Genomic DNA, 11,659 nt, shown 5'->3' on the forward strand with positions numbered 1-11,659 from the left:
TTTGGCGAAAACCGGTTCCCACCCTCTATTGCCCCGAGCAGTACTGCTGGTATTGCGCGTTGGCGTTGGCGACCTGCTGCTTGCGCTGGGCATCGCTCAGCACGGTGGGCTTGCCACCCTGCTGCATCACCACCGGGCCGCTGCCCTGCAGGGTGGCGAGGTTGGATTTCAGCGTGGCGCACATCTTGGCGCGGTTGGCGGGCGTGTCGGCCACCGGCGCGGCGGGGGGCGGGGCGGAAGTGGAATCGTCGTTTGGCGCGGGCGTGCTGTCGGCGGCAGGCTGCTCGCCCTGCTGGTCGGCGGATTCCACGCCGCCGGCCAACTTCACCTGCTGGTACTTGGTGCCCTGCGGCGGGGCCGACTGCGAGTAATGCACCGTGCCCGAGGCGTCGGTCCACTTGTAGATTTGCTGGGCGGCGGCCAGCGGGGCGACCAGCAGCAGCGCCACGACGATCAGCGAACGGGACATGGGTTTCTCCAGAGGGCTCGGTTGGCCGGGGCTCCCCGCCCCGCGGCCAGGGCACTAGTAGAACTCCCGCGCGGCCGGGACTCAAGCGGGGGATGGTTTACACTTTCGGCACCCCGTCACGGATAGCTCCATGAGCGACTCGCTGCCCGCCCGCCAGCCCCGGCACCGCGGCATCTACCTGTTGCCGAACCTGTTCACCACCGGGGCGATGTTCGCCGGTTTCTACGCGATCCTCGCCAGCATCGGCGGCCGGTTCGCCGAGGCGGCGGTGGCGGTGTTCGTCGCCGCGCTGCTGGACGGCCTGGATGGCCGCGTGGCGCGGCTCACCGGCACGCAGAGCGAGTTCGGCGTGCAGTACGACTCGCTGTCGGATCTGGTGAGCTTCGGCCTGGCGCCTGCGCTGGTGATGTACACGTGGTCGTTGTCCGCGTTGCGCGAGTTCGGCCCGCTGTGGGGCAAGCTGGGTTGGGCCACGGCTTTCATCTATGCCGCCTGCGCCGCGCTGCGGCTGGCGCGCTTCAACACTCAGGCGGGCGTGGCGGACAAGCGCTATTTCCAGGGGCTGGCCAGCCCGGCGGCGGCGGCGGTGTGCATGTCCTTCGTATGGACGATGGAGAAGTTCGGCGTTTCCGGCGCCGGCCTGTGCTTTGTCACGCCGTGGATCGCCGCGATCACCGGCCTGCTGATGGTCAGCCGCATCCGCTATTTCAGTTTCAAATCGCTGCCGCTGGGCGACCGCCAGCACGTGCCGTTCGGCTGGATCGTGGCGGCGCTGCTGATTCTTGTGCTGCTGTACCTCGACCCGCCGCGCGTGCTGTTCGTGGGCTTCGGCATCTATCTGTTGTCCGGTCCGGCGATGACCTTGTGGGGCCTGGCCATGCATCGCCGGCGCGCACGGCGCGGGAACGGGGCGTGACACCGGCCGCCGCGCACCGCGAACGCGTGCTTCATGCCCTGGGGTTGACCTTGTGGCAACGCCGGCAGGCACCTGCTGCGCAGCCGCCGGCGACGGAGGAAGCGCCCCCGACGAGCGCAGCCGAGGCCGATTGCGTGGTGCTGTTGCCCGGCGCCTGCGGTGCGCGCGAACTCGACCTGCTGGGGCGTGCGCTCACCAGCGGCGGTGCGACGTTGGCGCGCGCCGCACGCGTGCGGGTGCAGCCCGGCGAGTCGGAAATCGCGGTGCCGCAGGCGCGCGCCTACCTGGCCTGTGGCGAAGCGCAGGCGCACGCATTGGGGCGCAGCCTGCCGATGCAGGTGACCGCCCAGGCGCAGATCGTGCTGGTGGACGAGCCGGCGCGCCTGCTGGGCGACGCCGCCGCCAAGCGGCGGCTGTGGATCGCGCTGCGCACCCTGCGGCGTAGCCTCGCGGCGGGGCGGTAGGCGCGATGGTCGCGGTGGCCAGACCGGCCAGCCACATGCGCCTGATGCGCGTGGACGACCTCGACGAGGTCGCGGCGGTGGAGCAGGCTTCCTACGACTTCCCGTGGACGCGCGGCATCTTCGCCGACTGCCTCAAGGCGGGCCATCCGTGCTGGGTGCTGTGCGTCGACGACGAGGTGGCCGGCTACGGCATCCTCTCGGTGGGCGCGGGCGAGGCGCACGTGCTCAACATTTGCATCGCCCCGGCGCATCGCGGTCTCGGTCTGGGGCGGCACCTGCTGGGCCGCCTGCTGGACGTGGCGCGCTGGAGCGGCGCGCAGCGCGTATTCCTCGAGGTGCGGCCCTCGAACCCGCTGGCCAAGGCCTTGTACGAGTCGGTAGGTTTCCGCGAGATCGGCCGGCGCCCGCGCTATTACCCCGCCAAGGACGGACGCGAGGACGCCATCGTGATGGAACTGCCCGAGGCCCGTCCGTAGGACGGTTTCGACGGGGGCCGCGGCGGCCGGGCATGCCGGGTTTGACCGCGCGCGGCTTAATCAGTACCATTTTGGTCTGAATTAAGTCCGTCCCCGGATCGCACGCTCCCCATGCTTCGTGTCAGTCGACTCACGGATTACGCCGCGGTGGTGATGACCTGCATCGCCGCCCATCCGGACGACGTGCTGAGCACGGCGCAAATCGCCGACGAGACGCACCTGGAACTGCCCACGGTGAGCAAGCTGCTGAAGTCGCTGGGGCATGCCGGGCTGGTGGAATCCTTCCGCGGCGTCAATGGCGGCTACCGGCTGGCGCGGCCGGCCGGCGCCATCACGCTGGCCGAGATCGTCGAGGCGATGGAAGGCCCCATCGGCATGACCGAATGCGGCGTCGCCTCCGAAGGCAATTGCGGGCGCGAGGCGCAATGCGGCGTGCGCGGCAGCTGGCAGCGCATCAACAACGTGCTCGACCGCGCGCTGCGCGCGGTGAGCCTGGCCGACATGCTGGGCCCGCCGCCGCGCAACGAAGTGGCGATCGACATCGGCACCCTGAAGGCCGGCATCCCGAAAGGCAGAGTCACCGCATGAGCAGCGAAACCATCGACACCGCCACCACCGCGCTGCGCGACAACGCCGAGGTCGCCGAGGCGCTGGGGCGCAACTACAGCGCCGGCTTCGTCACCGAGATCGAGATGACCGGCCTGCCGCCGGGGCTGGACGAGGAAACCATCCGCCAGCTCTCCGCGATCAAGCGCGAGCCGGAGTGGATGACCGAGTGGCGCCTCAAGGCCTACCGCCACTGGCTGACCATGCCGCAGCCGGACTGGGCCAAACTCAGGATCGACCCCATCGACTACCAGGCGCTGAGCTACTACGCCGCGCCGAAGAAGGCGCCGAAGTCGCTGGACGAGGTCGACCCCGCGCTGCTGGAAACCTACGAGAAGCTGGGCGTGCCGCTGCACGAGCGCGCCGCGCTGGCCGGCGTGGCGGTGGACGCGGTGTTCGACTCCGTCTCGGTAGGCACCACCTTTCGCAAGCAGCTCGCCGACGCCGGCGTGATCTTCTGCTCGATGAGCGAGGCGATCCGCGAGTACCCCGAGCTGGTGCAGAAGTACCTGGGCAGCGTGGTGCCGGCCGGCGACAACTTCTTCGCCGCGCTGAACTCGGCGGTGTTCTCCGACGGCAGCTTCGTGTTCATCCCCAAGGGCGTGCGCTGCCCGATGGAACTCAGCACCTACTTCCGCATCAACGCGCAGAACACCGGGCAGTTCGAGCGCACCCTGATCGTGGCCGAGGAAGCAGCCCACGTCTCCTACCTCGAAGGCTGCACCGCGCCCAGGCGCGACGAGAACCAGTTGCACGCCGCGGTGGTGGAGCTGGTGGCGCTGGAGAAGGCGCAGATCAAGTACTCCACCGTGCAGAACTGGTATCCCGGCGACGAGAACGGCGTCGGCGGCATCTACAACTTCGTGACCAAGCGCGGCGACTGCCGCGGCGCGGATTCCAAGATCAGCTGGACGCAGGTGGAAACCGGCTCGGCGATCACCTGGAAATACCCTTCCGTGGTGCTGCGCGGCGACCGCTCGGTGGGCGAGTTCCACTCGGTGGCGCTCACCCACCACTTCCAGCAGGCCGACACTGGCACCAAGATGATCCACATCGGCAAGGACACCAAGTCGAAGATCGTCTCCAAGGGCATCAGCGCCGGCAAGAGCAGCAACAGCTACCGCGGCCTGGTGAAGGTGGAGAAGGGCGCCGACGGCGCGCGCAACTACACCCAGTGCGACTCGCTGCTGATCGGCAAGAAGTGCGGCGCGCACACCTTCCCGTACATGGAAGTGAAGAACCCCAGCGCCATCGTCGAGCACGAGGCCACCACCTCGAAGCTCTCCGACGACCAGCTGTTCTACTGCCGCAGCCGCGGCATCGGCGAGGAAGACGCCGTGTCGCTGATCGTGGACGGCTTCTGCAAGCAGGTGTTCCGCGAGCTGCCGATGGAGTTCGCGGTGGAAGCGAAGAAGCTGCTCGAAGTCTCGCTGGAAGGCGCGGTGGGGTGAGCATGGAGCGCCAGCAGCACTGGGAAACGGTGTACCGCGACAAGGGCGAAGGCGAAACCAGCTGGTTCCGACCGCACCTGGACGAATCGCTGCGCCTGATCGATGCGCTCGACCTGCCGCGCGGGCAGCCGGCGATCGACGTGGGCGGCGGCCGCGCCACCCTGGTCGACGACCTGCTCGCGCGCGGTTTCCGCGACGTGAGCGTGCTCGACCTTTCCGCCAACGCGCTGGCCGAGGCGCGCCGGCGGCTGGGTGCGCTTGGCGAGCGGGTGCACTGGATCGTCGGCGACGCTATCCAGGCCGAATTGCCGGTGGCGCACTATGCGCTGTGGCACGACCGCGCGGTGTTCCATTTCCTGGTCGAGCCGGGCGAACAGGCGCGCTACGTCACCACGGCGGCTAGGGTCTTGCGTACCGGCGGCCACCTCGTGCTCGGCTGCTTCGCGCCCGACGGCCCGGAGCGCTGCAGCGGCCTGCCGGTGGCGCGACACGGCGCCGACGAGCTGATCAAGCTGTTCGCCCCCGCCTTCGATCCAGTCACCCATGCCCGCGAGCTGCATCGCACGCCCGCAGGCAAGGATCAGGCCTTCACTTACGTCGTGCTGCGCCGTCGCGACGACGGCATCGGCCTCTGACCCATCGAGTAATCCGCATGCTGAAGATCGAAAACCTGCACGCCCGCGTCGAGGGCAAGGAAATCCTCAAGGGCCTCACGCTCAGCGTGAAGCCGGGCGAGGTGCACGCCATCATGGGGCCGAATGGTGCGGGCAAGTCCACGCTGGGCAACGTGCTCGCCGGCCGCGAGGGCTACGAGGTCACCGCGGGTAGCGTCACCTTCAACGGCATCGACCTGCTGGCGCTGGAGCCGGAAGCGCGCGCCGCCGCCGGCGTGTTCCTCGCCTTCCAGTACCCGGTGGAAATCCCTGGCGTCAACAACACCTATTTCCTGCGCGCGGCGCTCAACGCCCAGCGCAAGGCGCGCGGCGAGAAGGAGCTGGATTCCATGCAGTTCCTCAAGCTGGTGCGCGAGAAGCTCAAGGTGATGCAGATCTCCGACGAGCTGCTGCACCGCGCGGTGAACGAGGGTTTCTCGGGCGGCGAGAAGAAGCGCAACGAGATCTTCCAGATGGCGGTGCTGGAGCCGAAGCTCGCCATCCTCGACGAAACCGATTCGGGCCTGGACATCGACGCGCTGAAGCAGGTGGCGCAGGGCGTCAACGCGCAGCGTTCGCCGGAGCGCTCCTTCCTCGTCGTCACCCACTACCAGCGCCTGCTCGACTACATCGAGCCGGATTTCGTGCACGTGCTGGCCGGCGGCCGCATCGTGGAGAGCGGCGACAAGACGCTGGCGCTGAAGCTGGAAGAGCACGGCTACGCCTGGGTGCGCGAGCACGGCGAAACGGCGGGCGCATCGGCATGAGCCAGCCGCTGCCTTTCGTCGATGCGCTGGGCGCGTCGCCGCTGCAGGCCAGCGGCATCGCATGGCTGGACGCATGGCGCCGCGAAAACCTCGCGGCCTTCGTGGCCGCCGGCCTGCCCGACACGCGCATGGAGGCGTGGAAGTACACCGCGCTGCGCGCGCTGGGCCAGCGCCGCCTCGCGAACGGCGATGCGCGGGCGGCGGAGCGCGCGGTCGATCCCGCCGCGTTCGCCTTGCCCGGCGTGGACGGGCCGCGGCTGGTCTTCGTCAACGGCGTGTTCCGCGCCGACCTTTCCGCGCTGGACGCGCTGCCCGACGGCCTCGCGCTGCAACCGCTGGCGCAGGCGCTGCGGCAGGACGACGAGCCGCTGCGCTTCGCGCTGTCGCGGCACGAAGCGGAGCAGGGCGATGCCTTCGTGCGGCTCAATGCCGCGTTCGCCGCCGATGGCGTGGTGCTGAAGCTGGCGGCCGGCGCGAAGCCCGCTGCGCCGGTGCATCTGGTGTTCCTCGGCGCGCCGGCCGAGGGCGACTTGGCCTGGCATCTGCGCAACCTCGTCGAACTGGGCGAGGGCGCCGAGCTCACCCTGGTGGAACACCATGCCGCCAGCGGCGAGCAGCAGCATCTCGGCACCGTGGTGAGCGATCTCGCGCTGCGCGACGGCGCGGTGCTGCGGCAGGTGCTGCTCCAGCGGGCGGCCACCGGCAGCAGCCTGATCAGGCGCAGCAAGTTGCATCTGGGCCGGCGCGCGCAGGCCACCTCGCACGTGCTGGAGCTGGGCGCCGCGCTGGCGCGCCACGACCTGCGCGCCGAACTGGCGGGCGACGGCGCGAGCTTCGCCACGCGCGGCGTGTTCATGCCGTGCGGCCGCCAGCACATCGACATGCAACTGGCGATACGCCACCAGGCCTTGAACACGGCGTCGGATTCCGTCTGGCGCGGCGTGGCCGACCAGCGCGGGCGCGGCGTGTTCCGCGGCGCGATCCTGGTGGCGCCAGGCGCCGATGGCAGCGATGCCGGCCTAAGCAACAAGAACCTGCTGTTGTCGCCGAATGCCGAGATCGACACCAAGCCGGAACTGGAAATCCACGCCGACGAGGTGAAGGCCGCGCACGGCGCCACCGTGGGCCAGCTCGACGAGCGCTCGCTGTTCTACCTGCGCTCGCGCGGCATCCCGCTCGAAGAGGCACGCGGCCTGCTCACCGCCGCGTTCTGCCGCGCGGTATTGGACGACCTGCCCGACACGGCGCTGCGCGAACACCTGGCCGCGCTGCTGGCGGTCGAGTTGCCCGCTTGATGTTTCATGCCCGTTATTCCTGCGAAAGCAGGAATCCAGTGTCTTCGCGCGCAGCGGTTCGCAGGCATTGGATGACCAGCTTCGCTGTTGTGAAGCACCTCCGGCTTGCGCCGGGATGACGGAAAAAAGCCTGCACCCGCGAGTTCGGGAAAACGGATCACTTTGACGATGAGCACTGCCGCCACCTTCGACATCCAGCGCATCCGCGCCGATTTCCCGCTGCTCGCGCGCACCGTGCACGGCAAGCCGCTGGTGTACTTCGACAACGCCAACACCAGCCAGAAGCCGCAGGCGGTGATCGAGGCGGTGGATCGCCACTACCGCGAGCACAACGCCAACGTGTCGCGTGCGGTGCACCTGCTGGGCGAGGAGGCCACCGCGGCCTACGAGGGCGCGCGCGATGCGCTGGCGCGCTTCATCCATGCGCGCTCGCGCGACGAGGTGGTGCTCACTTCCGGCACCACGCAGTCGGCCAACCTGGTGGCCTACAGCTATGCGCTGCCGCGGCTCAAGCCCGGCGACGCCATCCTCACCACCACGATGGAGCACCACGCCAACATCGTGCCGTGGCAGATCGTGGCCGCGCGCGCCGGCGCCACGGTGAAGGCGGCGCCGATCGACGAGCGCGGCGAGCTGATCGTGGAGAAGTTCGTCGAGCTGCTCACGCCCGAGGTGAAGCTGGCCTGTGTGACCCACGTCTCCAACGTGCTGGGCACGGTGAACCCGGTGCGCGAACTGGCCAAGGCCTGCCGCGAGCGCGGCATCCCGCTGTTCGTGGACGGCTCGCAGGCGATGCCGCACCGCCCGGTGGACGTGCAGGCGCTGGGCTGCGACTTCTACGCGTTCACCGGCCACAAGATGCTGGCGCCCACCGGCACCGGCGCGCTGTGGGCGAAGAAGGAACATCTGGACGCGATGCCGCCGTTCTTCGGCGGCGGCGAGATGATCCGCGAGGTGAAGTTCTCCGGCACCACCTTCGCCGAGCCGCCGCACCGCTTCGAGGCGGGCACGCCGAACATCGCCGGCTTCGCCGGCGTGGGCGCGGCGATCGGCTACGTCGAGTCGCTGGGCTTCGAGGCCGTCCGCGCGCACGAGCATGCCCTGCTCGAGCACGCCACAGCCCAACTGCGCGAGATCCCGGGCCTGCGCATCTTCGGCGAGGCGCGCGAGAAGGAGCCGGTGATCTCGTTCCTGGTCGAAGGCGCGCAGGCCACCGACCTCGCCACCCTGCTGGATCTGGAAGGCGTGGCGGTGCGCTCCGGCCACCACTGCGCGCATCCGCTGATGCAGTTCTACGGCGTGCCGGCCACGCTGCGCGCCTCGCTGGCGTTCTACAACACGCACGAGGAGGTCGACGCCTTCGTGGCGGCCCTGCTCAAGGTGCGCCGACTGCTCCGCTGAAAGGATTCCGATGCTCGCCTTCCTTCCCTCCTTCATCCGCGTGCCGCTGGTGGCGTTGCTGCTCGCGCTCAACGTGCTGCTGCACGTGCTGCCGCTGTTCGCGCTGACCCTGCTCAAGCTGCTGGTGCCGCTGGCGGCATGGCGGCGCCTGTGTTCGCGCATGCTGGTGGCGATCGCGGAGAGCTGGATCGGCGTGAACAACGCGCTGTTCGAGCTGTTCACGCGCATCCGCTGGCAGGTGGGCGGGCTGGATGGCCTGCGCCGCGACGCCAACTACCTGGTGCTGGCCAACCACCAGAGCTGGGTGGACATCCCGGTGCTGCAGAAGCTGCTGAACCGGCGCATCCCGTTCCTGCGCTTCTTCCTCAAGAGCCAGCTGATCTGGGTGCCGCTGCTGGGGCCGGCATGGTGGGCGCTGGATTTCCCCTTCATGAAGCGCTATTCGCGGGAGACCCTGGCCAGGCATCCCGAACTGCAGGGCAAGGATCGGGAAGCCACCCGCTGCGCCTGCGCGAAATTCCGCCAGTTGCCGGTGTCGGTGATGAACTTCGTGGAAGGCACGCGCTTCACGCCGGCCAAGCACGACGCGCAGGGTTCGCCGTACCGCTACCTGCTGAAGCCGCGCGCCGGCGGCGTGGCCTTCGTGCTGGACGCGATGGGCGAGGGGCTGGACGCCATCCTCGAAGTCGCCATCGCCTATCCCGGTGGCCCGTGCAGCATGCTCGACCTGATCGCCGGACGCCTGCGCGAGGTGCGGGTGAGCTTCCGCCATCGCGCCATCGAGCCGGAATTGCGCGGGGACTACGAGCGCGACGAGGCCTTCCGCCAGCGCTTCCAGGCCTGGGTCAACGGGCTCTGGCGGGAGCAGGACGCGCGGTTGGCGCGCTTGTCGGATGCCTGAATACCGCATGAGGCGGAAGGGCCGCGTGCCGTTCGCCTCCGCATGGTTGCGAGGTAGACTGGGCGGCGTAGCCGCCATGCGGCCATGCCGATGGGCAACGGGGGTTGGAGATGGCGATGGAGCGATACACACCATGAGCGAGGCGAAGCTCGCACCGAGCGGCTCGGCTGGGGCGCGCTCCACGGGCGTGTTGCAGGCCATTGCGCGGATGTCGTCCACGCGGACGAATTACTGGGTCGGCCACGTCACCGATTTCCTCGTCGCCTTCGCCCTGCTGGGTGCGTCGTTCTGGCTGGATCACAGCCAGCCGCTGTTGTCCGCGCTGGTGTTCCTGCTCGGCCTGTTCATCTTCAGCTTCATCGAATACGCCTTCCACCGTTGGCTCTTCCATGGTGCGCTGCCATTGTTCGAGCGCGGCCACACCATCCATCACGAACAGCCGCTGGGCTACGATTCGCTGCCGTTCTTCTTCCCGCCGGTAGTGGTGGTGATGCTCGCGGCGGCGCTGGCGCTGGTGCTGCCCGCGGCGATCGCGTTGCTGCTCGCCGGCGCGATCGCGCTGGGCTATGCGCTGTACGGCTTCAGCCACCTCGTCATCCACCGGCGCGGCCGTTTCAACCATCCGCTGGCGCGCAAGTGGGCGGCGGTGCACCACGTGCACCACTATCATCCCGACAAGAACTACGGTGTCACCTCGCCGCTGTGGGATTTCCTGCTGGGCACGTGGTACGTGTCCAAGAGCAAGGTGCGGTGAAGTCGCAGTAGCGCGCTCCGCGCGCTACTGCGGGAGCGGCAATCCGCGTAGCTCGACGCCATCGGCGTCCACGCGCAGCACCGAGCCCTGTTCGTACCAGTCGCCCAGCACGATGCGTTCGGCGGGCGCGCCGTCGAGCTGGAAGCGGTGGATCGCGGGGCGATGCGTGTGTCCGTGGATCAGCCGCGTGGTGCCGGCCTTGCGCATGGCTTCGGCCACGGCATCGGCGTCGACGTCCATGATGGTCTCCATCGCGCTGCCGGTGTGCGCGCGGCTTTCCGCGCGCGACTTGGCGGCGAAGGCACGGCGTGCCTCCAGCGGCATGGCGAGGATCTGCGCCTTCCATTCCGGCGTGCGCACCTGCTTGCGCACGGCCTGGTAGGCCACATCGCCGGTGCACAGCACGTCGCCGTGCATCAGCAGGGTGGGGCGGCCGTACAGCGTGTGCACCGTGCCGTCCTCCAGCAGCTCGAAGCCGGCGTGGCGGGCGAAGTCCCCGCCCAGCAGGAAGTCGCGGTTGCCGACCATGAAGTACACCGGCACGCCGGCTTCGCGCACGGCGCGGGTGGCGTGCGCGATGCGCTGCGGAAGTTCCGCATCGTCGTCGTCGCCGATCCAGGCTTCCACCAGGTCGCCGAGGATGTACAGCGCGTCGGCGCGGCGCACTTCGTCGCCGGCGAGGTAGCGCTCGAACAGTTCGGTGATGCGCGGCCGGCTGTCATCCAGGTGCAGGTCGGCGATGAACAGGCTGGCCATCGGATCAGCGCGCCCTGGTGTGCGTTGCCGTGCTGGATGCGGTGGCGGGCGCGGCGTCGCCGACCACCTGCGCGCCTTCGATCACCACCAGCGGGTTGGGCACGTCGGCGGCGAACGGGCCGATGCCGTGGGTGGGCGTGGCGGCGATCTTGTCCACCACGTTCATGCCCTTGATGACTTTGCCGAACACCGCGTAGCCCCAGGTGAGGCCGCTCTGGTTGCCCACGAAATCCAGCCGGCGGTTGTCCACCAGGTTGATGAAGAACTGCGAGGTGCCCGAGTTCGGATCGGCGCCGCGCGCCACCGCGATGGTGCCGCGCAGGTTGGATAGCCCGTTGTCCGCTTCGCTGGCGATGGCCGGGTGCGTGCGCTTGGGCTGCAGCTCGCGCGTGTACAGGCCGCCCTGCACGAGGTAGCCGGGGATCGCGCGGTGGAACACCGTGCCGGCGTAGAAACCCTCGCGCACGTACTGCAGGAAATTCGCCACGCTCTTCGGCGCCTTGTCCGGATACAACTCCAGCGTGATGTCGCCCTGCGAGGTGTGCAGCACCACTTCGGGGTCGGCCGCGTTCGCCGGCTTGGTGGCGTCCTGCGCCCACAGCGCGGGCGCGAACAGGGCGGCGGACAGGAGCAGCAGGGCGAGCTTGGGCTTGGACATGGAGGCAGGCCGTTCAAGGTATCCGCCCATGATACGCGGCCCAACGGCCGCATGTGTCTTTCGCGGTTCAGGAGATGTTTCGAGAAGTGCGG

At 69.0% G+C, this 11,659-nt stretch carries 14 protein-coding genes; 11 read left to right on the top strand and 3 right to left on the bottom strand.

Annotated elements, in window-relative coordinates; genetic code table 11:
• Positions 1-25: 25 nt before the first annotated feature.
• A complete protein-coding gene (locus tag ACZ5Z2_RS05315) occupies positions 26-469 on the bottom strand; it encodes a DUF4124 domain-containing protein (RefSeq protein WP_464760914.1) in 444 nt (147 codons plus the stop codon).
• 130 nt (positions 470-599) lie between these two features.
• Between ACZ5Z2_RS05315 and pssA the strand changes: the two genes are divergently transcribed.
• The 11 genes from pssA (at position 600) to ACZ5Z2_RS05370 (ending at position 10,153) form a co-directional block, all read left to right on the top strand.
• The gene (gene pssA / locus ACZ5Z2_RS05320; protein ID WP_464760915.1) at positions 600-1,385 is read left to right on the top strand and encodes a CDP-diacylglycerol--serine O-phosphatidyltransferase; all 786 of its coding nucleotides are present in this window, start codon (positions 600-602) and stop codon (positions 1,383-1,385) included.
• The gene (locus ACZ5Z2_RS05325; protein ID WP_464760916.1) at positions 1,382-1,849 is read left to right on the top strand and encodes a hypothetical protein; all 468 of its coding nucleotides are present in this window, start codon (positions 1,382-1,384) and stop codon (positions 1,847-1,849) included. Before pssA ends, ACZ5Z2_RS05325 begins: the two co-directional genes overlap by 4 nt.
• Positions 1,850-1,854: 5 nt before the next feature.
• Positions 1,855-2,325: a ribosomal protein S18-alanine N-acetyltransferase gene (gene rimI / locus ACZ5Z2_RS05330; RefSeq protein WP_464760917.1), complete on the top strand. Its 471-nt coding sequence runs from the start codon at positions 1,855-1,857 to the stop codon at positions 2,323-2,325.
• 111 nt (positions 2,326-2,436) lie between these two features.
• Entirely contained in the window at positions 2,437-2,913 is a 477-nt protein-coding gene (locus ACZ5Z2_RS05335) for an SUF system Fe-S cluster assembly regulator (RefSeq protein WP_464760918.1), read from the top strand.
• Positions 2,910-4,382 (top strand): Fe-S cluster assembly protein SufB, encoded by a 1,473-nt coding sequence (gene sufB / locus ACZ5Z2_RS05340; protein WP_464760919.1) that lies wholly within the window; start codon positions 2,910-2,912, stop codon positions 4,380-4,382. The genes ACZ5Z2_RS05335 and sufB overlap by 4 nt, the downstream gene beginning before the upstream one ends.
• A gap of 2 nt (positions 4,383-4,384) precedes the next feature.
• Positions 4,385-5,017: a class I SAM-dependent methyltransferase gene (locus tag ACZ5Z2_RS05345; protein ID WP_464761666.1), complete on the top strand. Its 633-nt coding sequence runs from the start codon at positions 4,385-4,387 to the stop codon at positions 5,015-5,017.
• 17 nt (positions 5,018-5,034) lie between these two features.
• Positions 5,035-5,802 (top strand): Fe-S cluster assembly ATPase SufC, encoded by a 768-nt coding sequence (gene sufC, locus ACZ5Z2_RS05350; protein ID WP_464760920.1) that lies wholly within the window; start codon positions 5,035-5,037, stop codon positions 5,800-5,802.
• Positions 5,799-7,097, top strand: a complete 1,299-nt coding sequence (gene sufD, locus ACZ5Z2_RS05355; RefSeq protein ID WP_464760921.1) for a Fe-S cluster assembly protein SufD — start codon at positions 5,799-5,801, stop codon at positions 7,095-7,097. The genes sufC and sufD overlap by 4 nt, the downstream gene beginning before the upstream one ends.
• A 168-nt stretch (positions 7,098-7,265) precedes the next feature.
• Positions 7,266-8,498: a cysteine desulfurase gene (locus ACZ5Z2_RS05360; RefSeq protein WP_464760922.1), complete on the top strand. Its 1,233-nt coding sequence runs from the start codon at positions 7,266-7,268 to the stop codon at positions 8,496-8,498.
• 10 nt (positions 8,499-8,508) lie between these two features.
• Positions 8,509-9,399: an acyltransferase gene (locus ACZ5Z2_RS05365; RefSeq protein ID WP_464760923.1), complete on the top strand. Its 891-nt coding sequence runs from the start codon at positions 8,509-8,511 to the stop codon at positions 9,397-9,399.
• A 133-nt stretch (positions 9,400-9,532) separates the two neighbouring features.
• A complete protein-coding gene (locus ACZ5Z2_RS05370) occupies positions 9,533-10,153 on the top strand; it encodes a sterol desaturase family protein (protein WP_464760924.1) in 621 nt (206 codons plus the stop codon).
• A gap of 24 nt (positions 10,154-10,177) precedes the next feature.
• On the opposite strand, the gene ACZ5Z2_RS05375 is transcribed toward ACZ5Z2_RS05370, so the two are convergent.
• On the bottom strand, positions 10,178-10,909 hold the full coding sequence (locus ACZ5Z2_RS05375) for a UDP-2,3-diacylglucosamine diphosphatase (RefSeq protein WP_464760925.1): 732 nt from the start codon (positions 10,907-10,909) through the stop codon (positions 10,178-10,180).
• 4 nt (positions 10,910-10,913) lie between these two features.
• A complete protein-coding gene (locus ACZ5Z2_RS05380) occupies positions 10,914-11,567 on the bottom strand; it encodes a peptidylprolyl isomerase (protein WP_464760926.1) in 654 nt (217 codons plus the stop codon).
• Between the last annotated feature and the right edge of the window lie 92 nt (positions 11,568-11,659).

Source organism: Rhodanobacter sp. G1, assembly GCF_055397855.1.

What these genes read in the sequence shown, in the direction of transcription:
- ACZ5Z2_RS05365 (WP_464760923.1), top strand. Translation starts at nt 8,509, where the DNA reads ATGCTCGCCTTCCTTCCCTCCTTCATCCGCGTGCCGCTGGTGGCGTTG.
- ACZ5Z2_RS05345 (WP_464761666.1), top strand. Translation starts at nt 4,385, where the DNA reads ATGGAGCGCCAGCAGCACTGGGAAACGGTGTACCGCGACAAGGGCGAA.
- ACZ5Z2_RS05380 (WP_464760926.1), bottom strand. Translation starts at nt 11,567, where the DNA reads ATGTCCAAGCCCAAGCTCGCCCTGCTGCTCCTGTCCGCCGCCCTGTTC.
- rimI (WP_464760917.1), top strand. Translation starts at nt 1,855, where the DNA reads ATGGTCGCGGTGGCCAGACCGGCCAGCCACATGCGCCTGATGCGCGTG.
- ACZ5Z2_RS05370 (WP_464760924.1), top strand. Translation starts at nt 9,533, where the DNA reads ATGAGCGAGGCGAAGCTCGCACCGAGCGGCTCGGCTGGGGCGCGCTCC.
- ACZ5Z2_RS05315 (WP_464760914.1), bottom strand. Translation starts at nt 469, where the DNA reads ATGTCCCGTTCGCTGATCGTCGTGGCGCTGCTGCTGGTCGCCCCGCTG.
- sufB (WP_464760919.1), top strand. Translation starts at nt 2,910, where the DNA reads ATGAGCAGCGAAACCATCGACACCGCCACCACCGCGCTGCGCGACAAC.
- pssA (WP_464760915.1), top strand. Translation starts at nt 600, where the DNA reads ATGAGCGACTCGCTGCCCGCCCGCCAGCCCCGGCACCGCGGCATCTAC.
- ACZ5Z2_RS05360 (WP_464760922.1), top strand. Translation starts at nt 7,266, where the DNA reads ATGAGCACTGCCGCCACCTTCGACATCCAGCGCATCCGCGCCGATTTC.
- sufC (WP_464760920.1), top strand. Translation starts at nt 5,035, where the DNA reads ATGCTGAAGATCGAAAACCTGCACGCCCGCGTCGAGGGCAAGGAAATC.
- ACZ5Z2_RS05375 (WP_464760925.1), bottom strand. Translation starts at nt 10,909, where the DNA reads ATGGCCAGCCTGTTCATCGCCGACCTGCACCTGGATGACAGCCGGCCG.
- ACZ5Z2_RS05335 (WP_464760918.1), top strand. Translation starts at nt 2,437, where the DNA reads ATGCTTCGTGTCAGTCGACTCACGGATTACGCCGCGGTGGTGATGACC.
- sufD (WP_464760921.1), top strand. Translation starts at nt 5,799, where the DNA reads ATGAGCCAGCCGCTGCCTTTCGTCGATGCGCTGGGCGCGTCGCCGCTG.